The 25,685-nt window shown below is 47.3% G+C and carries 19 protein-coding genes and 1 pseudogene; 7 read left to right on the forward strand and 13 right to left on the reverse strand.

Annotated features, from left to right (window positions below; translation table 11 throughout):
* Nucleotide 1: 1 nt before the first annotated feature.
* The gene (locus LRP49_RS08170; protein WP_274141531.1) at nt 2–910 is read right to left on the reverse strand and encodes a DMT family transporter; all 909 of its coding nucleotides are present in this window, start codon (nt 908–910) and stop codon (nt 2–4) included.
* A 382-nt stretch (nt 911–1,292) separates the two neighbouring features.
* Between LRP49_RS08170 and LRP49_RS08175 the strand changes: the two genes are divergently transcribed.
* Nucleotides 1,293–2,186 (forward strand): LysR substrate-binding domain-containing protein, encoded by an 894-nt coding sequence (locus tag LRP49_RS08175; RefSeq protein WP_274141532.1) that lies wholly within the window; start codon nt 1,293–1,295, stop codon nt 2,184–2,186.
* Nucleotides 2,187–2,222: 36 nt separating this feature from the next.
* On the opposite strand, the gene LRP49_RS08180 is transcribed toward LRP49_RS08175, so the two are convergent.
* Complete coding sequence (locus LRP49_RS08180; protein ID WP_274141533.1) at nt 2,223–3,332, reverse strand: agmatine deiminase family protein; 1,110 nt, start codon at nt 3,330–3,332, stop codon at nt 2,223–2,225.
* 240 nt (nt 3,333–3,572) lie between these two features.
* Between LRP49_RS08180 and LRP49_RS08185 the strand changes: the two genes are divergently transcribed.
* Together LRP49_RS08185 and LRP49_RS08190 are read left to right on the forward strand one after the other, a co-directional pair.
* A complete protein-coding gene (locus LRP49_RS08185; protein ID WP_274141534.1) occupies nt 3,573–4,160 on the forward strand; it encodes a hypothetical protein in 588 nt (195 codons plus the stop codon).
* Nucleotides 4,153–6,966 carry a methyl-accepting chemotaxis protein gene (locus tag LRP49_RS08190; RefSeq protein WP_274141535.1) on the forward strand — a complete coding sequence of 938 codons (2,814 nt, stop codon included), beginning with the start codon at nt 4,153–4,155 and terminating at the stop codon, nt 6,964–6,966. The genes LRP49_RS08185 and LRP49_RS08190 overlap by 8 nt, the downstream gene beginning before the upstream one ends.
* Before the next feature lie 72 nt (nt 6,967–7,038).
* Here LRP49_RS08190 and LRP49_RS08195 read toward each other — a convergent pair whose 3' ends face one another.
* Nucleotides 7,039–8,616: an FAD-binding oxidoreductase gene (locus tag LRP49_RS08195; protein WP_274141536.1), complete on the reverse strand. Its 1,578-nt coding sequence runs from the start codon at nt 8,614–8,616 to the stop codon at nt 7,039–7,041.
* A 230-nt stretch (nt 8,617–8,846) separates the two neighbouring features.
* On the opposite strand from LRP49_RS08195, the gene LRP49_RS08200 reads away from it, so the two are divergent.
* Nucleotides 8,847–9,506 (forward strand): N-acyl amino acid synthase FeeM domain-containing protein, encoded by a 660-nt coding sequence (locus LRP49_RS08200; protein WP_274141537.1) that lies wholly within the window; start codon nt 8,847–8,849, stop codon nt 9,504–9,506.
* Between the two features lie 88 nt (nt 9,507–9,594).
* Here LRP49_RS08200 and LRP49_RS25315 read toward each other — a convergent pair whose 3' ends face one another.
* The 4 genes and pseudogenes from LRP49_RS25315 to LRP49_RS08215 form a co-directional block, all read right to left on the reverse strand.
* On the reverse strand, nt 9,595–10,470 hold the full coding sequence (locus LRP49_RS25315) for a methyl-accepting chemotaxis protein (protein ID WP_420791533.1): 876 nt from the start codon (nt 10,468–10,470) through the stop codon (nt 9,595–9,597).
* A gap of 33 nt (nt 10,471–10,503) precedes the next feature.
* A pseudogene (locus LRP49_RS25320) lies at nt 10,504–12,027 on the reverse strand (PAS domain-containing protein); the annotation flags it as partial.
* Nucleotides 12,028–12,168: 141 nt separating this feature from the next.
* Nucleotides 12,169–12,966, reverse strand: a complete 798-nt coding sequence (locus LRP49_RS08210) for an alpha/beta fold hydrolase (protein ID WP_274141541.1) — start codon at nt 12,964–12,966, stop codon at nt 12,169–12,171.
* A gap of 31 nt (nt 12,967–12,997) precedes the next feature.
* Nucleotides 12,998–13,564 carry a GNAT family N-acetyltransferase gene (locus tag LRP49_RS08215; protein ID WP_274141542.1) on the reverse strand — a complete coding sequence of 189 codons (567 nt, stop codon included), beginning with the start codon at nt 13,562–13,564 and terminating at the stop codon, nt 12,998–13,000.
* A 326-nt stretch (nt 13,565–13,890) separates the two neighbouring features.
* Between LRP49_RS08215 and LRP49_RS08220 the strand changes: the two genes are divergently transcribed.
* Nucleotides 13,891–14,304, forward strand: a complete 414-nt coding sequence (locus LRP49_RS08220; protein ID WP_274141544.1) for a globin family protein — start codon at nt 13,891–13,893, stop codon at nt 14,302–14,304.
* 4 nt (nt 14,305–14,308) lie between these two features.
* On the opposite strand, the gene LRP49_RS08225 is transcribed toward LRP49_RS08220, so the two are convergent.
* From LRP49_RS08225 to LRP49_RS08245, 5 genes are all read right to left on the reverse strand, one after another.
* Nucleotides 14,309–15,016: an SOS response-associated peptidase family protein gene (locus LRP49_RS08225; RefSeq protein ID WP_274141545.1), complete on the reverse strand. Its 708-nt coding sequence runs from the start codon at nt 15,014–15,016 to the stop codon at nt 14,309–14,311.
* Nucleotides 15,017–15,094: 78 nt separating this feature from the next.
* Nucleotides 15,095–17,572: a trimethylamine-N-oxide reductase TorA gene (torA, locus tag LRP49_RS08230; protein ID WP_274141546.1), complete on the reverse strand. Its 2,478-nt coding sequence runs from the start codon at nt 17,570–17,572 to the stop codon at nt 15,095–15,097.
* Between the two features lie 13 nt (nt 17,573–17,585).
* The gene (torC, locus tag LRP49_RS08235) at nt 17,586–18,764 is read right to left on the reverse strand and encodes a pentaheme c-type cytochrome TorC (RefSeq protein ID WP_274141548.1); all 1,179 of its coding nucleotides are present in this window, start codon (nt 18,762–18,764) and stop codon (nt 17,586–17,588) included.
* Nucleotides 18,765–18,803: 39 nt separating this feature from the next.
* Nucleotides 18,804–18,983, reverse strand: coding sequence for a periplasmic nitrate reductase, NapE protein (locus LRP49_RS08240; protein WP_274141550.1), 180 nt, complete (start codon nt 18,981–18,983; stop codon nt 18,804–18,806).
* 210 nt (nt 18,984–19,193) lie between these two features.
* Complete coding sequence (locus LRP49_RS08245; RefSeq protein ID WP_274141551.1) at nt 19,194–20,909, reverse strand: PAS domain S-box protein; 1,716 nt, start codon at nt 20,907–20,909, stop codon at nt 19,194–19,196.
* Nucleotides 20,910–21,181: 272 nt separating this feature from the next.
* Here LRP49_RS08245 and LRP49_RS08250 point away from each other — a divergent pair, with 272 nt between their 5' ends.
* Complete coding sequence (locus LRP49_RS08250) at nt 21,182–22,816, forward strand: alpha-amylase family glycosyl hydrolase (protein WP_274141552.1); 1,635 nt, start codon at nt 21,182–21,184, stop codon at nt 22,814–22,816.
* A 101-nt stretch (nt 22,817–22,917) separates the two neighbouring features.
* A complete protein-coding gene (locus LRP49_RS08255; protein WP_274141553.1) occupies nt 22,918–24,453 on the forward strand; it encodes a glutamate synthase-related protein in 1,536 nt (511 codons plus the stop codon).
* A gap of 68 nt (nt 24,454–24,521) precedes the next feature.
* Here LRP49_RS08255 and LRP49_RS08260 read toward each other — a convergent pair whose 3' ends face one another.
* Nucleotides 24,522–25,679, reverse strand: coding sequence for an ABC transporter ATP-binding protein (locus tag LRP49_RS08260; protein WP_274141555.1), 1,158 nt, complete (start codon nt 25,677–25,679; stop codon nt 24,522–24,524).
* Between the last annotated feature and the right edge of the window lie 6 nt (nt 25,680–25,685).

The following is a 25,685-nucleotide window of genomic DNA, read 5'->3' on the forward strand; positions in this document are numbered from 1 at the left end:
CTTATACCGGCTCTGCCGCTTCTTCAACCGCGGCAAGTGCCTGCTTTTTGGCTTTCCTAGCTTTGTGCTTTTCTCGGCCTGCCAGCCACAACAGTGGAACAACAATTAACGTTGTACCCACTACCATCAGCATATCTGGCACCTCACCAAACAACACCAATCCGACACCAACCGCACAGACCAATCCGCTATATTCTGCGCTGGCAATTTTGTTGCTTTCCGCAGCGCGATACGCCACAACACACGTCGCCGCATACACAAGGATGAACGCTGTCGAACCGCTTGCACGCAAGAACAAATCAAAGCTAAACGGCATACCTTCGTAAACAGCCAACGCAAAGGCCACAGGAATACCTATCAAATTATGCAGCAGCAGTGTTTGCGGTACGGTTTGTTCGCGCGGGATCTTGGGGATCAGAAGGTTATTCACCGCTAACGTGACCGCCACGATCATTGCTGACAACGCCGCCCACGAAAATTCAGAAGGACGCACTAAGATCAACACACCACAAAAACCGACGACGGCAGCCACAATCGAAGAAGCTGACAGCTTTTCACGCAGAAAAATCGCCGCTAACGGAAGCATGATCAAGGGTGCGGCATAGAAAATCGCATTCGCGGTTGCCAACGGTAACGTAGTCAGCGCGACCACCGAGAAAAAAACGCCCACTAACCAGACGTGTGCGCGCAAAGCGTGCCATTTCAGTCCCAACGTTAAATTCTTTGCCGGTGCCGTTAAACAGAAAGGGATCAAAATGAGAACGGCAGACAATTGGCGAAACAACGCAAATTGGAAGATAGCCCCATCAGGCCCGCCTTCCATGGTTTTCACCAAGGCGTCAGAGAAAGTGGCACTGAGATTACCGATGACCAATAAGGTCATCGCAAACCCAACAGAAATATTACGCACGATAAAAGCTCCAGTTCGTCGCGAAACGATAAAACATATACCCAAACAACCCGAAGATGCTCGCATTCAGAGGTCATCAATGCGTTCAATTCGAGGCAAATTTCACGAGGAATAGTCGTTCTATTTCCGTGTAATTTAACGAAGAAGTGGGCGCATTGAAGCCCTCCCTTCGGGCGAGTTGACTGACGCTGTGCTCTTTGTTGTTCCTTTTTGATGGAGATGACTACACCTAAAAAGGGACGCCGCGATCACAACGCCAGTCAAACTCGCTGAATCCTGCATCTTCAGGTTGTTTGGGTATAAATCACAGAACTTGCATAGTATCCCCGTATTAACATGACGTATAATGATGAATATTCAATCAGCATTAGATTTTTAGATAATGAAGCAACCTCCGCTAAGAGCTGTTCAATATTTCGACATGGTCGCCCGCCTTAATAGCTTTTCGAAAGCGGCAGAGTCCCTGAACGTGACCCAAAGTGCAGTTAGTCACCAGATCCGGATATTGGAAGAGTTTCTCGGCGAGTCGCTTTTTGAACGCCAAGGGCGGCACCTTAGGCTAACTTCCGTCGGACAGCATTATTACGATGAAGTCAGCGATCCCCTTCAGGCGATTTCTCGCGCAAGCCATCAGATACGAGAAGGGGTATCTGGTCAGTTGCGTTTAGCGGTATTCAGCTCGCTCGCAGTAAAGTGGCTGATGCCGCAGTTGGCTGATTTTAGACGAATGCATCCGGAAATTGATTTGTCGCTTGAAATGTTCGCAAACAATTCCGAACTATCAGACGAGTTGGCGGATTGCTTTATTCTGGATTTTGAGCCGGGTAAAAATTACCAATATGAACTGCTCTATACCGAATATTTGTACCCTGTATGCAGCCATAAAATCTGGCAACAAATTAAAGACAAGCCCTTGCCTGACGCGATGTGGGACTACCCGCTGCTGACTGTTACTTCTTTGATGAAAAATGACTGGGCACAGTGGTGCAAACTGGGCGGCTTTGACCTCCCGAAAGGCGTTAAAATTCACACATTTAGTCATATGCTGCTGGCAACGGAAGCCGCTCGGTACGAACATGGTATTACCTTTTTAAACCATTACTTCATGAATGAAATCGACCGCGAGCAACTGGTGCGAATCCCCATGCATGAGATGCCAACAGGTGATAGCTTGTATTTTGTGTATAAGAAGCACAGAGCCAAGCAATCAGACATTGTGAAGCTCGGTCGCTGGTTGCAACAAATTGCCGCTCAGGATGATGTAATAAGTGGCTAAACAAAGCCGCTGGCGACAGTAAAGCCTTATCTGTGATTATTTAATTTCTGCTATCGAACGGGGTAGCTGCTGCGTTGCACAATGAATACTGCCCCCTCCCGCCGCTAACGCATCCATGTTTAACGCTTCCACTACCCTCTCAGGAAACAAGGCTTGGAGGGTATCTTGCGCTTTCTTATCTGCTTTTTTATCGCCGAACTGCTGCATAATGACGGCTCCATTACACACATAGAATCCCACGTAGCCCGCTGCAAAATCAGGATCATCATATTCTTCTCGCACCCTATCTGGCGTTGCCATAGGAAACACGTTTAACTGCCTACCCAGCGCATCGGTAGCGTTTCTTAAAATGCGTTCATGTTCACGCGTCAGCGCATATTCGTACGAATCCGGATCGGTGTCGATACTCACCACCACATTGCCAGGCGATGCAAACCTTGCATAAAAATCGGTGTGACCATCGGTGATGTCTCGCCCTTTTATACCAGGAAGCCAGATGATTTTTCTTAGGCCGAGCAAAGGCATTAAAAGGTCTTCAAATTGGGCTTTTGAGATGCCCGGGTTTCGGTTGTCATTCAATGTGCAGCTTTCAGAAATAATGGCAGTACCGATACCATCGACTTCAATACACCCGCCTTCCATCACCAGTGACGTGTTAATCACAGGTACGTGTGCCAAATTCGCGATTTTCGCGCTGACCGTGGCATCTTTTCTATAAGCTTGTTTTTTACCCCAACCATTGAAATTAAAATCAACTGCCGCGGTTTCCCCTTTTGCATTGGTCACGAATGTAGGAGCAATATCTCGCGCCCAAAGATCATTCATCTGGCCGACCACCAACTCAACCTTGTCTCCCATCAGGGACTTAGCGAGGGGCAAATCTTCTTGTCTAACGAGCATAGAAACGGGTTCATATTTCGCAATGGTGAGTGCAATCGTGGCTAGGTTCTTCTGAACTTGCGGTAGCAACCTCGCGCCCCAAATCGCTTTATGCGCACCAAATACCATCCAGGTGCGAACATGCTTGGCTGCTTCATCGGGCATATACCAATTCTTGGCATAATTTGTTTCTCCCATTGCAGATCCGAAAGGCAAGCTCATTGCCAACGCACTCGTTTGTTGCATAAAACGACGCCGAGAAATCATTCCACACTCCCTTGTCATTACGTTCAGAATTACCCGTACACACTAACGATAAACTTAGCCCGCGTAATTGACGACTTTCCCTAACGTTAAGGCATTCATTTCAAACAGGCTATTTGCCGCATATCTAACTAGACTTATCTACGAAGCACATATTTCAATACTAAGAATGCTTGCCCTAAACACGGCATTTGATGGGTAACAATAAGAATGAGAATCTTACAACGCTGCCGATTTTTCATAATGTTTAGAAACACTTTGCCTCGTTGGGCAGTCTTGGCTCTGCTTGTTGCATCCCCCATCACAACTGGGGCGACTCTCGCTATTTCAGACAGCGACAAACAATTTGGTCATTCTGACTACTACGGGCCGCTTACGCCTACCCAAGTGTTTTCGCTTATGCAAAGCGTAGATGCTTTAGTAACACATTACGCAACCCACCAATTTCCTGAACGCTCGGCATGGTTGCCTACTCGCCAAATCACTGTCGAAAACTACCGACCCGAAGATGTGTTTGTTGCACTTAGCCGCCTTTCAGACCTTGTCGACCAACTCGCGCTGAAACATAAGGTTCGGCCAACGCATCGCATTGAGCGAGAACGTGACTTGGCGATTCCAGCAGAGGTTTTTCTTCAGGCGGGAGAATGCCTCGATACACTGGCTTTAGTGATGAATAGCCTTTCACCAGACGAGGTATTCGGGGATTTTTATGCCAATAATTCTGATTCAAAAAAGCAAAACAAAACACCGTCAGATGTCTTTGCACTGGTTGATCTCATTGTTCGCAAGCTAAACACACTGCTATCAGAGGAGAGGAGCACCGATGAGTAAGCAGAAATTACGTCGTTTTCAATTCACAATAGGCCAACGACTTGCTTTGGGGTTTGGATTGCTCATCGCCATTTTTATCTCCGCCGTTGTCTTTACCAATTCGCGCTTAGCTGAGCTACAGAAAGTGGGAACCTCGTTACTTGAAAACTCCGTCCCCACCTCCATTGCAGGAAAAGAACTAAACAGTGAACTTAACAAATCCCTCGCCATTCTCCGTGGGTATCTTGTTCTCGGCGACAAAACACTTATCGATAAAAGGCAGCAAATCTGGCAAAACATTGATACACAACTCAAATTGTTGCATCTGAACCAGCTAGAGACTGCCGATTACAATGAAAAGCTCGAACAACTAAAGGAAGGTCTACGACAGTACCGTGCCGCGCAGGACGAAGTAGAAAACCTTGCGCATACGGTGGATGAACAACCTGCGATGAAGATCTTTGGGGAAAAAGCAGCACCGTCCATTTTTCGCTTAGTCTCAAACCTCGATAGGTTAAGTGCTATTGAACAAACCTTACCTTCTACACCATCACGTAAAAAACTGCTTGGGTTAATCTCCGACTCAAGCGCATCACTTTCTCTCAGTCTTGGGGCTGTCAGATCTTATCTTTTAAGCGGCAACCCAGTATTTAAAGCCGCTTTTTTCCAACATTGGACAACCAATAGCATTCGATTCGATGAGATTAGCGAAATTGCCTACTTGTTTACGAACGATCAAAAGGAGATGTTTACCCGCTACTCACAAGAGCGAGAAACCTTCCCTGACATCGTCGATGAAATGTTTATGGTGCGGGATTCCGACCGTTGGAACATGTCGCAGTATTTATTAGGTGCTAAAGCGGCTCCGCTTGCCGATGCCTCACTCGCCATCGTAAACAATATCTTGCAATCCCAGTCAGATGCGCTTCAAGCAGAGGTGAGCCACCTCGAGTCATTAAACAACACCATGGTGCTGGTACTTAAGATTACGGGTATCGTTGGCGCAGTTTTAGGCTGCCTAATTGCCTACAGCATCACGCGTTCTATCGCTCGTCCTATGAGAGGAACGACAATGCGGCTTAAGCATGTCGCAGAAAATGGGGACTATGCGGTGCGCTTAAACGTGCGGGGAAATGATGAAATAAGTCAATCGGCCGAAGCGTTTAATACGTTTATGGATGCCACTCAAGATGCGTTAAGCGAAATGCAAAAGGTAATGGAACGTCTGGCAAGCGGTGATCTATCAGTGCGGATGCAAGGCGAGTTTCGAGGCGACCTTTTAAAAATAAAAGAAGCGACGAACACCTCGCTCGAGAACGTAGAACGTGCTGAATGCGCCAAACAAGCAGCGGAATATGCAGCAGAAACCACCGCCAACGAAAATGCAAAAGTTCGTCAAGCCCTTGATAGCGCATCCAACTGCATATTAATGGCAGACACGGATCACCGCATAATTTATGCAAACGCAGCAACCTATCACCTTTTGCAAGATGCCGAAGCAGAATTCGCCAAAGAGCTCATGGGCTTTAGTGCGCAAGACATCATCGGACAACCCATTGCCAATTTCCATGGTGCGTCATTGACAGAAGCGCAACTCACATCACTTATCACACCAATGTATTGTGAATTTTTCATTGGCGAAAAAGTTTTCTCTGTTAACGCTGTTCCCATGTTCGTCCATTCTGGTGATCGCATTGGTACCGTACTGGAGTGGAAAGACAGAACAGATGAGGTGGCGATAGAGTTAGAAATTGATGATGCTATCGCGGGTGCAGCCAGAGGAGACTTTAGCAACACCTTACAAATGGATGGCAAACGCGGCTTTTTCTACAACTTGTCAGAAGGGCTGAACATGCTCATTTCTAACGTCGAAAGTACCACTGAAGATATGCAAAACCTGCTTGGTGCAATGTCGACAGGTAATCTCACCCGACGAATGGAAAAGAACTACTCAGGAAAGTTCGACCAACTTAAGCAAGACACGAACCAAACCATCGACACTCTCACAGAGGTCATTAGCAAGATTCGTCAAACAGCAACAACCGTCTCTAAGCTTTCACAGGAAATCGTGGCGGGAAATCAAGACCTGAGTCAACGAACCGAAGTCCAAGCTTCATCGCTGCAAGATACCGCCTCCAGCATGGCAAACATGACCACCATAGTAAAACAAAGCGCAGAAAGCGCATTTGCGACCAAACTCCTCAGCATGAAAGCGCGCGCTAAAGCAAGGGAAGGCGGGAGTGCCATTAATCGTACTGTCGATGCCATGGACGATATCAGCTCTGCCAGTGAAGAAATTGCGGAGATTATCGGCGTGATTGATGATATTGCGTTCCAGACCAACTTACTTGCGCTCAATGCTGCCGTCGAAGCTGCAAGAGCAGGCGAACAAGGTCGCGGCTTTGCGGTTGTCGCTGGTGAGGTTCGTAACCTTGCACAACGCTCAGCGAAAGCCGCAAAAGAGATTACAGACCTTATCAACGCAAGCAACGCCAAAGTGGTCGTTGGCGCATCGCTGGTTGGGGAGTCAGGAAAAACGCTCACAGAGATCGTATCGATGGTGGAAGAAATGGGTAGCAGGATGGAAGAAATCAGCGAGGCTGCTCAAGAGCAAAGCGCCGGTATTGATCTGGTCAACAACGCCATCACTAAAATGGACCAAATGACACAGCAAAATGCCGCCCTCGTGGAGGAAGCCACCAATGCAAGTGAAGGCTTGCTTAGCGTTTCTCAAGAAATGCGAGAAATGGTTGCCTTCTTTACAATCCCTGTCCAACACGATGTTGCCGATGATATGCCCAAAAGCAAAAAACGTGGCCGAAAATAGCCTCAACAGAGGTTCTCTGCTTTAAGAGGCCATCACGCCTCTTAAAGCCCGTTTGATTTTGCAGACAACGGATTAGCCATCAGCCTTCGCAAGCATTTCACGATCCACCTTTTCTGTTTGTGGTTGAGGTTGCGGTTGCGGTTGTGAGGGCAACTGACCACACCAATATTTCCCCGGTGAGAGGATTTGGTTTGGATCCATCGCCTTTTTCAATTGATCCAGTAACGCCAAGTGATTAGGTTCTATATAAGGATAAATATCACCAAACAAACCACTACCACTTCGGTATGGACAAAAGCCCTGCTCAAGAAGGGCGGTATCCAACGCCTTATAAAACGCCTTCGCTCGCACCACTGACTCTGGGGTTTTCTCATAACGAATATTGGCGATAAGCACCACGGCTCGCTCAGTGACGTTTGTCATGGTGTAGCGTTCTTCGTAACCATGTTCGGCAAATAGCGGCCTGCAAATCTCCAGCATGCGTTCAATATCTTGTGTTTTGCTGCTTGTGACGGCACATATCCAGCGGAAGTACGCGGGAAAATCCTTCGTCTTCATTTGTGAATGCGCTGTTGGGTGGTCAAGCAACGTTTTGATGGCGTCGTCCGTCGGCGTGCCTTGCTTGAGATCCCATACAATTTTCAGGCTCTCAATGTGCGGTGATTTTAAATACTTATTAACCCATTGAATGATATTCCAACGCTGGCGCGTAAGCGCAACAAACCTCAGTCCGGGCACCGTCTTATTCAGTGATTTCTTCATTTCACGATAGCGTGCTTTCGCCATCGATTTAGGCCCAGATAAGGTTGTAGTGACCACCCAAGCACCCGCGACGTTTTTCGCGTTTTCCCCCATGGCTCGCGCCATCGAGGCGGTATGAACACCACTCGTCACAATCCCGAGCCTTTTCAAACGCGCCATTTCACACACCACCTTGGGTGCGTCAGCATATGATTTGCAAAGGATAACAATGTTAAGGTCAAAATCTGGGGCTGGCTGCAATGCTAGCGTCATTTCCAAGACGATGCCCAAGTTGGATTGGGAAAATAGCCCTTGCAGCACAGGACCAATACCATAAGGATAAACATGCTTGGCAACACTTTGTTGATAGGCACCCATCCCCGTTTCTATAATTTTTCCCGTCGGCAATAACACGCGCATCGACAGAACACTGCCGAATCGATCACTGTAGTTTGTATGTCCAAAACCACGCTCAAGAACGTTGCCAACGACACTGGTATGCTTCCCTGCCGCTGTGATATCTAACTGTAAAGAAGCACCATTGCTCATGATAGCGTCATGCAGTTGAGACTGTGTGACCCCCGGTTGGATTCGGACATACGCGTCATCTTCGTTAATCTCAAGCACGCTGTTCATCAGCTTTAGGTTAACGATCACTTGGTCTGAGGCAGTAGCCTGCGCAGTGCCATATCCCCAGTTTTTTCCCTGAGCAAGAATGTGAATAGTAAACTGGTGATGATTTGCCGCATTTACCAATTCCAGAAGGTCATCTTCATTCTCCGGCCAAACGATAGCGGCGGGGCGACAACGGCTGCCATTGAGCGCAAGCGCATACTCATCCAGCAACGCGTCATTATCGCTCCACTTTTCTGCACTAAATAGGGTACTGATCACCGCGACTGATGACATCAACTGTTCCTCTCATCCTTTTGCATTCAAACAGTAAGCCATTGTTTGAATGAAGAATAAATTGGATTGCGAACCGTGAAGAAGAAATTGGGAGAGTGTATTTGGTTTTCTGTAATACCTTTGCATTGTTGATACCCGCATAGTGTGCACTCTCGCGGCATTTCAATCTGTCTATTTCATTGCTTACCGAGATTTGCTTAGTATGCCAATGCATACATTAAGGAGTGGACATGGACTTTTCTAAATTCTCTAATCACCTTTGTTTAACACATGAAGAGAAGATCACAGCCTACAACATTCGGTATCAAGCTTATACCGATGTTGACTACGAGCCACTGTCAGGGTCAGGCTTATACAAAGATGAATATGACGAAGAAAGTAATCACTTTACGTTCTTGTTGAAAGATCAGGGCAAACCTATGGCCACCGCGCGAGTCAGTGTGAAGTGTGCTGATTTGGAATGGCCTTCTGTCCCCTGTGAACGAGGCTTTGCTGAAAAGTTTGCTGAACTAAGTAAAACACACCCAGTGATCGTGGAAATTGGCCGTTTGGCAGTGCTGCCGGAAGTCAGAGGTATGTCATCAATTGCGCCACTGGCTCTCTATGCCAACGCATTTGCATTTACAGAATATTTTGATGATGTCTTGATGGTTTGCGCGTCTGGGAAAAAGCACAAGCGATTCTACGAGCGTTTGGGGTTAACACGCGAAACCCCATTTGCACCGAGACCACATTGCGCAATCGATCTTTGTTTAATGACCGTTCCTTTAAAAATCGATCCTTTTCTAGAACAGACAATGATGGAAAGGAGCCAACTCGATGCTCTGATGCCTAATCTAAGCCCCATATTTAGGCACCATGACATCGCCGCACTAAGAGCGTCGGCATAGAATACTCAAAGTTCACCCTGTGTGTCTGCATGAAAAAAACCAGCAAATATTGCTGGTTTTTTATGAGAAACAATAAACAACGACAATACTAGGCTGATTTGGTTTTGAAGAACGTCACCAGTTCTAACAAAGCCTCTGCTTCTCCCAACATATTCTCACTGGCTGCCGTGGTTTCTTCAGCCAAGCCCGCATTTTGCTGCGTCATGTTGTCCATTTCAGTGATTGCTCGACCGATCTCGCCTATTCCTTGAGACTGCTCTTTTGTCGCTATGCTCATGGAGTTAATCATGTCGGATACGTTTTTGATTGCTTCAACAATTTCAACCAAGTTATCACCGGATTCACGCACCAAGTGCGTGCCGTCTTTCACCTTTGACACACTCGCATTGATCAGTTTTTTAATTTCAACCGATGCCTTTGCACTTCGTTGTGCCAGATTTCGAACTTCACCAGCAACCACCGCAAAACCACGCCCTTGCTCACCGGCTCTTGCTGCTTCCACCGCCGCATTTAGTGCCAATAGGTTAGTCTGGAACGCGATTTCATTGATCACCCCAATGATGTCTGAAATCTGCCTACTGGAGTTCTCAATGTCAGCCATTGCGGCCACGGCTTCAATGACGACCTTTCCACCACGTTCCGCTTTTTGTGTGGCCTCGGCCGCTAACTTAACGGCACCTGCAGACGTATCTTCATTTTGCTGTACGGTTGCGGTGATCTCTTGCATGCTTGCTGCTGTTTCTTCCAAGCTGGTGGCCTGAGCTTCCGTTCTGTCACTCAGATCTGTTGTTCCCAACCGAATTTCTCTCGCGGCAGCACTAACAGAGGAGGAGGCTTTAGAAATATCGAGAACCAATTCATTTAAACGTTCGATCGTCGAATTTAAGGCCCGTCGTACTGGCTCAAATTCTTCATCCAACTCCTCTTCAATGTGATAACCCAAATCCCCTTTTGACAAGCTCATTAAACTCGCGCTAATAAGTGCCACTGCCCGTTTTTTAGCAGTAATATCGGTTGCGTACTTCACCACTTTAAAAGGTTTTCCCGACAAATCGCAGATTGGGTTATATGACGCTTGAATCCAAACTTCTCGACCACCTTTAGCAAATCGCTGAAACTCCGCACTTTCGAATTCGCCACGGTTCAGCTTTTCCCAAAACTGTTTGTATTCCCGAGACACACCATACTCTGGGTCGACAAAAATGGAGTGATGACGCCCTTGGACCTCTTTTAGGGTGTAACCCATCGCGTTAAGAAAGTTGTCATTGGCAGAAAGGATGTTTCCTTTCATATCGAATTCAATAACCGCCTGGGATTTCCCTATCGCAGCAATTTGCTCCTCAGAATCGGCATTCTTCAATTTCTGCGCAGTGATATCACTTGCAAATTTCACCACTTTAAATGGCTTTCCCGATGCATCCAGAATTGGATTGTAAGAGGCCTGAATCCATATCTGGCGTCCACCTTTGCCTACACGTTCAAACTCTCCGCTTTGAAACTCACCCTTCCCAAGACGCTGCCAAAACGTTTTGTAATTTTTTGAGTTACGGATTTCTGGCGTGACAAACATTGAATGATGCTTGCCTTTTATTTCCTCCAGCCGATAGCCTATCGCCTTTAAAAAATTACCATTGGCATGGCGAATGGTGCCGTCTAAGTCAAACTCAATGACCGCCTGCGATTTTGATATGGCTTCAATCTGCCCTGCAAAATCCGCATTACGGATGCGTTGTTCCGTCACATCCGTTGCAAACTTCACCACTTTGAAGGGCTTACCCGCTTCATCAAGAATGGGGTTATAAGACGCGCGAATCCAAACCTCTTTACCCCCTTTACCCAAACGTTTGTATTGCGCTATTTGAAACTCTCCACGCCCTAAAGACTCCCAAAATTGTTTGTATTCTTTTGACTGAGCAAATTCCGGTTCAACAAACATCGCGTGATGCTTCCCTTTGACCTCGCTCAGTTCATACCCCATCACGGCAAGGAAATTGTCGTTGGCATCAAGAATATTGCCGCGTAAATCAAACTCAATCACCGCCTGACTACGATTGATAGCATCAATTTGGCCAGCATGATCCAAGTTGAGGGTTTTATCGCGGGTAATATCCGTCGCGAATTTTACGATTTTTTGTACTTGCCCATTTGGCGCATGAACCGGGTTGTAGGACGCTTGGATCCACACTTCACGACCGTTCTTACCAATGCGTTTGTACTCATTGCTAAATGACTTCCCATGCGCAAGCCTGATCCAAAAGTCTCTGTATGCCTGAGATTTTGCAAAGTCGGGCTGAACAAACATTGAGTGGTGTTTGCCTTTAATCTCACCGAGCGAATATCCCATGACCGTCAGGAAGTTTTTATTTGCGTAAAGAATTTTTCCTGACGTATCAAACTCGATCATGGCAAGGGTTTTATCCAACGCAATTAGCTTGGCTTCCGCTTCACTCGTTACCACTGACTGGGTTCCCAAAAGATAGCTCAGTGATCGGGATAGGCTAGAAAGTATCGATGTTCGCATTAGTTAAACTCCTGTTCAGATACTGAAAATTCTAGTCTATGTGTTGCATTCTTCCTCTCAAGATGCGAAAAAATTCAGGTAGCTAGCAGTAATATCAACCGAGAATATCTCGAGGGAAAATCACCCTAACAACAATAAAGATTAGCGGCGTGATGACGCATGGCGATGTAGCCAGTCGTTGAGGATTTGATTGAAGGTATCGGGGGATTCTAATGGCACAAGATGGCGCATGCCTGCGATCATTGAAAACTCGCCATCGGGGTACAGTGCGGCAAGGACTTTTTTAGATGTTGGCGGGGTATGGTCGAATTCAGCACTAATAAGAAAAAGTGGGCACCTGATTAAAGCAAGCTTATCGAGAACCTGCCAGCCTAGAAGCGCATTGAACGAGGCAATATAACTGGCTCGATCATTCAAGCTCCACCTAGCCACCGCCTCAATGCGCTTCTCCTTCAACGCCTCGCCGGGAAGAAGTTGATCTCCCATCATTTTTGCTATGCGAGCCACTGAAACAAATTTCAATAAGAATCGCCTAGTTAACAACATCCACCATTCTATTGCCATGCGGGGCTTACATTCCGCCAAGGCATTAACAACGGCCAATTTAGCGATTTTCTCTGGGTAGCGAATGGCTAATTCCATCCCGACCATTCCTCCCATCGAGACCCCAACCACCGTCGCTTTTTCGATAGACAATTGATTAAGCAGGTCATGGATAACGTCAGCGCAGTGAGGCAGCGAAAATGTCTCAATTTTCCCTCCCGATTGGCCATGTAATGGAAAGTCGGGGGCAATCACATCGAAATTTTGAGAGAAGAAGGCGATTTGCTCGGACCAATCGACACTGCTAGAGCCCAAGCCATGCAGAAAAACAAGGGGAGAGCCACTACCCCTTCGTTCAAAATGGATCGGTATATCAGCACTGATAATCGTGGGCATCTTGCACCTTTACACTGTAAAACCCAGTAGGCTAACCAGCGCAACGCAGGGTGTGCACATCTTCTCGTTGCAATTCCAGCCACTCTTCACGCAGAACACCATAACGAAGGGAGTCATAGTATTCGCCTTTGTAATACCGAACTTTGCGGATACGCCCTTCTTCCTGCAAGCCGAGTGCCTCAGCACACTTCATCATTCGAGGGTTTCCCGACCACGTTGTTAAACCAATGCGTGCAACGTCTGTTCGATCAAAAAGGTGTGTAATCCATAGTGTGAGTGCTTTTCGCCCAAGTTGCTTTCCCCAATATTGAGACGTGAAAAGTGTTATACCCACTTCTAGCCAACGGGTTGACTGATCTTCCCAATAACACGACAAATAGCCTATCGCCATGTCTTGATATTCGATCACCATGGCCGTTTCACCTGCCTTCAATCGCTTAAACAGATTGCGGCGAAACTGGAAGCGAGATTGATATTCTAGTGGGAAGTAGGGAGCGTCGTGCTGTTTCCATTCATTGTCAACATAGATGAAATGCCAAAGATGGTCTCTTTCATCCGTTCGGGCTGGTCGCAAGCAAATATCGTCTAGCTGTAACATAATCGTCCTTGTTTCTAAGCCGCTCCTATGCGGTCTTTTTATGCAGGTTGAACCCCAGCCACTGATTTAACACGTCATTGTTCAAATCGAATATGCTTTCTTGCGTATTCACTGGTGTTCATATCTAACCTATCGCAACGTCAACAATATCGCGAAAAAAGGTCATCACAACCTCGGTGAGATCAGAATTTTTACGCGAAAACGCGAAACCTCAACACCCTGCCTCTGACACAGTTTTGTCTCGTAAACTGGAAAACCGTCTCTCCTTATCTACCCTATTGATATACCAACTACTAAAACACACTCAATTTTTAGGGTAAATGATCATGTCTTTAACGCCACAGCAAGTCACATTGATCACGCAAAGCTTCAAAAAAGTTGAACCTATCTCGTTGAAAGCAGCAGAGATTTTTTACGACACCCTGTTTTCCTATGACCCGACTCTTAAGCGGTTATTTAAAGGAGACATGAAGCAGCAGGGACGCAAGCTTATGGCGATGGTAAGTGCAGCAGTGAATAGCTTGGATTCTCCTGACACATTGGTCCCTATTTTGAAGGAGTTGGCCAAACGTCACGTGAGCTATGGCGTTAAACCGTCGCACTTTACGCCCGTCTGCAATGCGTTGCTGCATACACTTAAAGTCGGGTTGGGCGATGAGTTTACCCCACAAGTACGCGATGCTTGGGCAACAATGCTTCACTTCGTCGCAGACACGATGAAAGCCGAAATGGCGGCTTGAACACTCAAGCTAAATCATCTTTTGGCAATAACACAGGCCTTCCTGTGGGCACGTTTTCTGACGCCCGCTTGATCGGCGTGACATAGACATCTAACGGTAGTCTTGATGTTAACAGCGACATCAAGGCATCCGTGTTTACTCTTTCCCTGTCTAACCACATATTTCGCACGTCGGGATCATTCGGCAGTATCAGCGGCATGGATTTCGAGTGATAGGGGGCAATGCTTGGGTGAGGCGGTAACGTGATAATTGAGCACGAGCGAACCATTTCGCCAGTGTCATCATGCACCCACTCTCGAAACAAACCTCCAAACGCAATGGCCTGATTAACTGGAGTAATGGAAAATGCTTTTCCTTTTTCCGTCTCTATAAAACCGGATGCCGGAATGATGCAACGTGATTGCCTAAAAGGGATAAATCCTGCACTTCGAGGCACATTAAGTTTGTCGCTACGCGTATTAAAACTGGCATATTTCGACAGGGGTTTAAAATCACGACCTTCTTGGGTTAATAGAAGCCACCACGTGGCATCGCACAGTATTTGTTCTCCGCACTCATCGATGACCATACTTACTCGCTGAGTCGGTGCGATATCCTCACAAACCCTTAGGGGTAATGGCCCTAAGTCAACACCAAGCCCTTGCAATAGCGCATGCATATAAGGGTCATCTGTGACATTAAAACGCCCGCACATATCTCGTCCTTTTGCCAACTAGTCTCCTGAATATACGCAACAAAAAAGGGAGCCACAAAAAGCAGCTCCCATTATCGTTCATTGGATTCAAAAAATTTACAGCGTTACTTCGATTGGTCCTGTAAATGCGTTCACCGCCGGTGCGTCACCTTTGAACTTCTCGTATTCGACTACACAGGTATACGCACTACAGGCCTGTGCAAGCTCAGAGGTGCCGACATCCAGCGTTACCGTATTTGGGTCACCATAGGTATCGATGGCATTAATTTCTGAGCCTGTCGGCCCATACCACGCACCTTCTTGTATGCGTATCACGCCTCGCGGATACTGGTCTGACACCACCGCCCCTGCGATTAACTGTCCACGATCGTTGTACACTCGGATCAGGTCACCATCTTTAATGCCTTTTTCTTTGGCATCTTCAGGGTTGATATACGCGGGCTCTCTGCCTTGTACGGTGTAGGTTTCCCGTAACGCAGGTGATTCACACATTTGAGAGTGAAGACGTTTATCAGGGTGACAGGATTGCAGCCAAAATGGGTATTTTTCCGACCCTGGGCCACCATGAGAACGTTCGGCTTTCTCAAACCACATTGGATGCTCTTGGCAGTATTCATACCCGTAGCTGCCGATTTTACGACTGGTAATTTCAATAAACCCAGACGGCGTTCCAAGCGGATTGAGCTCAGGATCTTCACGGAACAAGGCATGGCGAACATAGGTGTTCCCTTTACCGAAGCCCACATAGCCGTCTTTCCAGAAGGTTTTGAAGTCTGGCATCTCAAAGTTGCCTTTGTTTGCGGCCACACATTCGTTATAGAGCTTCTCCACCCACTGCATTTCGCCCATTTCCTGCGCAAACTCTTTGTCCTTATTCAAGCCAAAGCGCGCGGTGAGACCTTTAAAAATGTCAAAGTCTGTTCGGGATTGATAAAGCGGGTCCACCAGCTTGTGCATCGCTAACACACCTGTGGCGGAATAGGCACCATAGAGATCGATATCATTCCGTTCAAATTGGGTACACGCCGGTAACACAATGTCTGAGAAGCGACAGGTCGCTGTCCACGCAAAATCAATGGTGACGGCCGTTTCAATATTGTAATAGGCCTTTTTCATCCGATTATGATCTTGGTGGTGATGCCAAGGGTTATTACCACTGACCACCACCATTTTTATCGGTGGCAGTTTGACCTTGCTGCCGTTGTAGTTAATTACCTTGCCCGGCTCTTCAATAGACTCTATCCAACGCGCGACGGGGATAGTGCTTGCGTAGCCCTTAAAGTCGCTGTTGTTGTATTTGGGCTCCATGCCAGGGTCAAGGTTTCGAGGGAAGCCCCCAGGGCCAGCAGCCCCGGTTGCTGGCTCACCGATACCCGAATAATGGTGCGCATACGAAATACCACCACCCGGCAACCCGATACCACCCAGCATGCTCGCAATGACTGCTCCCATCCAATACGGTTGCTCGCCGTGCTGTTGACGCTGGATACACCAACCAAACATCAATTGGGTACGCTGGCTTGCCAACATGCGCGAAAACTCACGGATTTTATCCGCAGGGACGCCACAAATTTTCTCCGCCCATTCCGGGGTTTTCTCAACTTTGTCTTTGGTTTTACCCGTTACATAATCAATGAAGCCTTCAAAGCCTAAGCAATACACCTTGATAAAGTTCTTATCGTAAAGATCCTCGGTATAAAGTGTATGAGCGATCGCCAGCATGAATGGAACATCGGTTTGGGGGTTGATATACAGATGATCACAGCCGAGATATTTCTGCGTTTTACTGACAACAGGGTCCACAGAAATAACTTTGATCTCTCCACTCTCAACTTTTTCTTTGAGTTTTGCGAATTCACCGTACACATCGTGAGTCGGACATTGCCACCCTACTTGCGCATTTTTCACCGGATCATTCGCCCAAATCACGATTTGCTTAGCATTGTCCAACACCAGAGACCACGATGTTTGCTGCGCGTACACTTCGGTAGAGCCCAGCACGTAAGGCATGATGGTTTGGCCCGCCCCCGTAGAGTAATCCCCGATTTTCTTTACAAAGAAGCCATGCATGGCCAATGCGCGCTGCATATGCGTTGTACAGCTATGAAATTGCCCGGTCTGACGCCAGCCAGTTTGCCCTGCCAGCAAACCTGATGGACCGTAGGTTTTCTGAACCCGCTCTAATTCGCTGTAGAAGAGATCTAAGGCTTGATCCCACGTTACCCGCACAAAGCGATTATCGCCTCGCGTGGTGTTCCAGCCCTCGCTTCGCTTAAGCCAATCCAGACGCACCATGGGATAGCGTACACGTGAAGGGTTATAAATTAACCCCTTCACCCCTTCCAGCATTTCTGTTGGATGTTTGTCATGGTTAAAGGGGACAACTTCTACCACTTTGCCGCCAGCCACTCGTGCTCTGAAGGCGCCCCAGTGAGACCCCGATGTCCGCCATACACCGTCAAGTAATTCAGAGTTGGCTTCCGCGTTTGTCGCAACGAGCAGGCTGGGGCCAATCACGGTCGCCGCACTGACCGACAGCATGCCTTTAAGAAACGATCTGCGATTCATGGTCATGAGTCAGTTCTCCTTAATGTTCAACAAACGTACTGGAATGCTTCTGGAGATACTTCAATACAAGCACTTGTGTTGCCTGATCGAAGTTCACAAAGCCCATCATGCCGTCAAACATACCAGGCCAAGTGTTGGCATCGAAATGCGCCACATCTGGCTGGGTGTGACACAGGCTACAGTTGGTGTCATACGCTTGTTTTGCTTCTGTCCATACAGGATCGATGCTTTCTACGAAATCCGCTTTTTTCGCCCAAAGATCCACTTCGATACGTTGCCATGTCAGGCCAGTCAGGTCGTCTTCTTTGGTCTCAAACGTTCGGATATCGCTTTGACTTTGCGCCACCGCTTTTGACAGCGCAGCAGAGGGAATATTTAAACCAAAGTCTTCATAGACCACACGGCCAAAGCCTTTCATTTTCCGCCACCCTGTCAGCGAAACCTTGATGGCATCATCGTTGTCATCAAGCACTGTCACCATGGTGGCAGGTTCAAGCACACCGCCATCGTTTTTCAATGCGTCATCGGTATAGAGTTCTAAGAAGTTGACGCTGTAAAGGGGTTTGTCTTTATCGTAACTGGTACTGTGAGACAGCGAGATCAACTTACCAAGCATGCCACCTGTTGAGTCCATTTCTGCAGGTAATTGGTGTGCAATCCCTTTATGACAATCGATACAGCTTTGGTCAGTTTTCGCAGCATGGGTCATCTGAATCCGCGCGGCTGGGCGGAGGTTTTCGAGCTGCATACTTTCGTACTTATGGCATGCCTTACATTCAGCGGAGCCATTGGCAGAGAAACGCGCCCATTCGTGCTGCGCCAACTCCAATCGCTTATCAAGGAACTTCTCCCGCGTCCCAATCACACCGAATATCTGAGCAAATACTTCTTTACTGGCCTGCATCTTACGCGCGATTTTGTCTGTCCAATTGTGGGGCACGTGACAGTCCGGACAGGTTGCCCGCACGCCAGAGGTATTTGACCAGTGCACCGTTTTTTGAAGCTCAGGGTAAACGTTGTCTCGCATTGAGTGACACGATATACAAAACTGTTCAGTGTTTGTCAGTTCCAAGGCCGTGTTAAAACCGCCCCAAAAGATCACACCCGCAATAAACCCACCGAGTGTTAAAGTCCCTAAACTGATTTTTGTTGCCGGACGTCTGAGCGTGGCCCAGAGTTTACGAATAAATTCTTTCATGATCGTCTGCTCATTTTGATGTCAAAGCGGGTTGTTTTTTTAACCGTGACCAGGAGGCCCAAAAATAAACACCTGACTCATCCAGATCAGAAACCCATAGCCACCTATGAGGACGACACTTAAAATTGGAAAGAGAAAAACGGCGATAAAGAAGAAAGCACGCCACTCAAAACTCCCTTTTTCAGGCTCAGTGACGATATCGGATTCGTTATTATTCATGACATTGTCCCTCGTTACCTCCAGCGGAGATTTAGATGCTCCGACAGGAATAAGATTATGCTCATGACAAGTCTAGGTGAGAGAAGCACAGTCCGTGTCTCTTTATTGATGCATATATCAATACAATTGCTTTTATTACAGTATGGTAGGCGATATTTTGAGGGGAAAGAAAAAGGGAGACCGATGACACCTTGTCTCCCTCTCGATGTTTTAATGACCTGTTGCTACTTTCAGGACTTCTGATAGTTCCGTTAACAGTTTTTGAGTGTCATCTGACAGGCGATTGATCTCGTTAGTGGATTCCGAAGATCGCGATGCGAGTTGACGCACTTCATCTGCAACCACCGCAAAACCGCGGCCATGCTCACCGGCACGCGCAGCTTCGATTGCGGCGTTCAGGGCCAATAGGTTGGTTTGCTCTGAAATGCCATCGATGACTTTCGCGATGTTAGAAATTTCAGCACTCGATTTTGCAACGCCATCCATAATTTCACCCATGCCATCGCGCTGCTGAACTTGCGCAGTGACATCTTTAACAAACGCGGTATATATCGTCTGGCCGTCCAATTTTACTCGGGATAGCGATAACAGGCCGTGATAAATCTGTCCATCTTTACGATGAATAGGCACTTCGCGGCTAGAACCAACTATTTTATCCAATCCCGTCGTACGGTTAGCGTTGACAAAGTTATCGTGATTACTTTGGATTTCTGGTGGAACTAACATTTTCACGTTTTGCCCAATCACTTCGTCTGCGACATATCCCCAAAGAGCTTCCGCAGCTGGATTGAAAAAGGTCACAATGTTGTTGTCGTCAATCGTAACCACTGCATCCAAGGCTTGTGACAAGGTTTGGTTTATGGCTTCCTGCGCCATGCGTTGCTCGGTAATATCACGAACAAACGCTGTGTAACCGATGCTGCCACCTATATCTACCTTCGAGAGTGAGAAGTTCACCCAAATACGAACGCCATCTTTGCGTTCTAGCTCAAGCTCACGGGCAGAGCCAACTATCTTATTGTTCCCAGTACGGCGATTATTGTTTACATAGTTATCGTGATTCGGCTGAAACTCTTTTGGCACCAACATTTTTACATTGTTACCAATTACTTCATCTGAGTTGTAACCCCAAAGTGCTTCTGCCGCTGGGTTAAAAAACGTAACCAAGTTGTTCTGATCAATACTTATCACGGCATCAATGGCCTGACGAAGCACCTGTTCATTCTCTTCTCGGGCAATTTTTTCCTTTGTGATATCACGGGCAAAGGCGGTATAACCGACCTCACCGCCCACCTCGGTTCGAGAAAGAGAGAGGTTCGCCCAGATCTTGTTGCCATCTTTTTGCTCTAGTTCTACATCTCGACTGGTACCCACAATCATGTCAACTCTGGTCTGCCGATTCGTATTCACATAGGTGTCATGAAACTTTTGGATTTCTTTTGGTACCAGCATTTTTACATTCTTACCAATCACCTCATCGGCACGATACCCCCAGAGCTTCTCTGCGGCAGCGTTCATGTAGGTCACGTTATTATTGCCATCAATAGAGACCACACTGTTGACCGATTGCGACAGCATCTGCTCAACACGTTGTTGCTCTTGCAAGGTAGAAGAAATGTCTTTCGCAAACACCGACCAACCTGTACCACCCGACACGTTGATACGAGACGTCGACAACTCAATCCAGATAACTGAACCATCTTTCGCTTGCTTCTCCAAGCGAGTCACACCTTCTTGAATCGCCCCCAATTGGAGAGATTCGATGTCTTGTCCAGTTATCGATTTGGCAGAAACGTTAAACAGTTGCTCTGCGGCAGCATTGATGTAGCTAACCCTATTTTTTTTATCAGTGTAAACAACGGCGTCAGTTGCTTTATCAAGCACTTGCTTCATTACACTGTCTTGGCTATTACCAAACAATCCCATAGCTCTGATCCCACATTGCTCATCGTTAAAGTATTGTTGTCACACTTTGGCGACACCTGTACAAATAGTAGACACCAAAGTCAAGTCCAACAAATTACAACCCTTTTCTTTACTTAATAAATTGCACCAAAAACCATAGTCTTCATAAGGTAATAGTGGGTTTACACTGTAAACACGTCGCATTTGCGCACTCACGATGACACAACCTAAGCTAATCTTATCGAAGTAACGAAGCCTTCCTCACCTAACCATCTGGAAACCAATAAGAAGCTATGACCCCACTTTCCTCACCCGTTCTCTACTATGTCTATCTTCGAAGTTTTTTTGATAGTAGCGGGGATGGCGTGGGCGATCTCGATGGCGTAAAAGAAAAGCTAAGTTACATTCAACGTCTCGGTGTCGACGGAATTTTGCTGTCTCCGATTTTTGACTCTCCACTCAGTGATTTTGGATACGACATCACCAACTTACGTGAAATCAACCCTGAATACGGAAACATTGAAAGTTTCAAGACGCTGATTGCAGAGGCAAAACTGAAGAATATTGCCGTTTTTATGGATTTAGTGGCAAACCACACATCCACTCAACATCCTTGGTTTATAGAAAGCAGCCAGCGTGAAGCCAATGCAAAAAAAGATTGGTACATATGGGCTCCAGCAAAGCCCGATGGGACACCACCCAACAATTGGTTGACGATATTTGGTGAGTCAGCATGGCGTTGGCACCCCACTCGAGGCGAGTACTATCTTCACAATACGCTCAGTAATCAGCCAGATTTAAACTACCGCAACCCCGATGTCGTTCGGCAACTACTTGCTAACGTACGTTTTTGGTTTGAACTTGGCGTCACTGGGTTGCGGTTGGATTCGGTAAATCTGTTTTTGCATGACGATAAACTGAGAAATAACCCATCCAAACACCTTGGCTGGCAAGATCCTGATAGAGCAGACCCCTACCGATATCAAAGCCAGCGCTACAACATTAGCCGCCCGGAAAACATTCACTTGCTCAAACAGCTCAGGGTAATAGCTGACAGTTACGAAGAAAAAAAGTGGCTATTGGGCTCACTGAGCGATCCCTCGCCCTACCCGACCATCGATCGTTATACCAGCGAGGCGGACGCATTAGACGCCGCGAATGTCTTCGAGTCACTCAGCATGTGCCAAGACTTTCAACAAGTTGGAGAGCAACTCCAACAATTTTTTGCAACGGTGCATCCAGGTTTAGGTTGCTGGAGCACAGGAAATCACGACATTGCGCGTGTTGTGAGCCGTTGGCAGGATGCACACAATCAACCCGATGCAGCAAAATTGCTGCTCACGCTTCTGGCTGTCTTGAGAGGCGTCGTTACCCTATATCAGGGTGAAGAACTTGGCTTGCCCGAAGCGGACGTTCCGCCCGAACACCGACGGGATTTATTCGGTCAACAAGTGATCGCACATTACGTAGGGCGTGACGGCTGCAGAACACCAATGCCTTGGGACCACAATAAGCCGTATTTCGGGTTTAGTGAAAAACGAACATGGTTGCCACCTGACCCGAATCACGCTGACTTCTCTGTTCTTGCACAGGAAAGTCAGCCATTGTCAGTATTGCAGTTCACTCGGGCTCTGCTCTTTTGGCGTAAATCTCAGCCTGCATTGCTTTTTGGCAGTTGCCGTTTAGTGGCCTTTAACCAAACCTTGATGGTGATTGAGCGTCAACATGAGGGGCAGACACTTATCATCGCTCTAAACGGCTCCCCTCATGCTGCAACGATAAAACTCAATTTACCTAGCCCAGCAAAGACAATACACCTTCCTCAAATGATGGAGATCGACGAGGAAATTCAATCGACACTCAACTTACCCCCTTGGCAAGCTTGGGTCGGAGAACTAAAAAAAGCGAATGTTAGCAATGACTCATAAATGCTAGAAACCCATCGTTTGCGCTTTGCCATACTGTAGTGACTTTCTTAATGACGGAAACACGTCAGGAAAGGATAACAATGTCGTGTAAGGAGAAAACAATGACAGACCCTATTGTGTCCGGCAACCAGCCAATTAAGGTCACGCTCGAAAAGGACAAGGAATATTATTACTGCCGCTGTGGTCGTTCTAAATCACAGCCGTACTGCGATGGCTCGCATGCAGGAACCTCCTTTACGCCACTGGCATACAAGGCAGACAAAGACGGTGACGCTTGGTTCTGCGCATGCAAACACACTGGCAATGCACCGTTTTGTGACGGTACCCATGCAAGATATACCAGCGAGAATATCGGCAAACCGATGCCGGAAGTACAACATGTTGATGCTGCCCCAGCCGCCAAAGCTACGAAAGAAGAGCCCCATGTTGAGCTGATCCACCAGCTCGCGAAAGATGGACTAAGCAAGTTTGGCCATCATGGCCCTATGACCTCAATGGGTGTACCTCGATACAAGCTTCCTGAGTGGGAACAAATTCAAATTATGGTGGCACAAATGGCGACTAAGCCATTACTGGATGATGCGGCTGTCGGGACAGAACTGGTTATCGGACCCAATGCCAAAAAACCACTGACATTGGCCACACCTCTTTTCGTGTCTGACATGAGTTTTGGCGCGCTGTCTGAGGAAGCCAAAATTGCCCTCGCAAGCGGTGCTGAAAAAGCAGGAACAGGTATTTGCTCAGGCGAAGGCGGCATGCTACCCGAAGAACATGCTGCTAATAGCCGATACTTCTATGAGCTCGCCAGCGCCAAGTTCGGATTTGACTTATCCAAAGTTAAAGATGTCCAAGCGTTTCATTTTAAAGGAGGCCAAGGCGCAAAAACAGGGACTGGTGGCCACCTGCCTGGCATAAAAAACCACGGTAAAATATCTCAGGTTCGTGGCATTCCTGAAGGAAATGATGCCATCTCTCCCGCGACCTTCCCTGATTTAAAAACAGCCGCCGATTTCGCTGCGCTTGCTAATGATGTGCGTAAAGCCAGTGGCGGCGTACCCATAGGGTTTAAACTCAGTGCGAATCACATTGAGGCGGATATCGCATTTGCGCTTGATGCGGGTGCTGATTACATTATTTTGGACGGAAGAGGCGGTGGCACAGGTGCTGCACCTGTATTGTTCCGTGATCACATCAGCGTCCCAACCATTCCTGCATTAGCCAGAGCAAGACACTTTCTCGACTCGCAAGGTGTCAGAGACGTAACCTTAATCGTCACGGGTGGCCTTCGTGTCCCCAGTGATTTTATTAAAGCATTGGCTCTTGGTGCAGATGGTATTGCCGTGTCAAATAGTGCTATGCAAGCCATTGGTTGTATTGGTGCGCGCATGTGTAACAGCAACATGTGTCCTTCTGGTATCGCCACACAAGATCCTGAGCTTCGCAAGCGGCTCAATGTCGAGGTAGCCGCTGAAAGGCTGTATAACTTCTTTACTGCATCAACCCATTTAATGCAGGTGATGGCAAGAGCATGTGGCCACGATCATTTGTCTCAATTCAACATTGATGACATTGCGACGTTCCACAAAGACATCGCCGAATTGGCAGGTATTCCTTATTCAGGTGTCGTCCCTCATTGATGAAAACACCATCGAAAAATAGGCTGCATCAGCAGCCTATTTTGTTTTTGAGATGAAAATAAACTCACTTACTGTTTTGAGATCGATTCAGCGACCAATTCAGTAACCATCGACGTTGATGTTTCCCCCACGACAGATCGTTTGAAAGCCTTCCCATCCCGATTAAACAAGTGACAATAATCGGCGGGAAACTCGATACAGCGTTTATCGCCCGCCTTGATCCCTGTTTGCCCTTCAACGCGGATAACCACCGGTTCATTGCTCTGAGGTGTATTAAAATACATCAAGCACTCGTTGCCGAGTTGTTCCACCACACTCAGTTCTACGCCGCCTTCCTGAATCGCATCTTTTTCTCCGAAACGGATGTGCTCGGGACGAACACCAACCACACAGGGATCACCCACATTTGCCGACAACGTATTGGCTGACACGTCGATCTCTTGGCCTCGGTGAATCTGTACTCGCGTCGTGACTTCTCCTGTTTCAACAATATCTGCGGTCAAAAAATTCATTTTTGGAGAACCGATGAAACCCGCCACAAACGTATTCGCGGGGTGGTTATACAGCTCAAGTGGCGAACCCACTTGCTCAACCCGTCCAGCATCTAAAACGACTATTTTGGTCGCCAATGTCATGGCTTCCACCTGATCATGTGTAACGTAGATCATGGTCGCCCCCAAACGCTCATGAAGACGTGCGATCTCCATTCTCATCTGAACACGAAGTGATGCATCCAAATTCGATAATGGCTCATCGAACAAAAATACCTTTGGTTCACGCACTATCGCACGACCTATTGCCACACGCTGGCGTTGACCACCGGATAAGGCTTTGGGTTTTCGCTCAAGCAATGGCTCCAATTGCAATGCTTTCGCTACCCCTAACACTTTTTCTTCTACCGTTTTAGACTCTGTTTTCGCCAGTTGGAGGCCAAATGCCATGTTTTCGTACACAGTCATATGCGGATAAAGGGCGTAGGATTGAAAGACCATACCAATCCCCCGATCAGGCGGCGGCAAGTCATTACAAACTCGGCCATCGATCATTAACTCACCACTGGTGATGTCTTCCAGCCCTGCAATCAGCCGTAGCAAGGTGGATTTACCACAACCTGACGGCCCCACAAACACCACGAAGTCACCTTTATCAATGTGCAGATCCACATCCTTCGTCACATGGACCTTGCCAAATTTCTTGTTTACTTTATTTAAAATAACCTCAGCCATAATGCA

The sequence above is a fragment of the Enterovibrio qingdaonensis genome (genome assembly GCF_028683135.1).
GTDB lineage: Bacteria > Pseudomonadota > Gammaproteobacteria > Enterobacterales > Vibrionaceae > Enterovibrio > Enterovibrio qingdaonensis.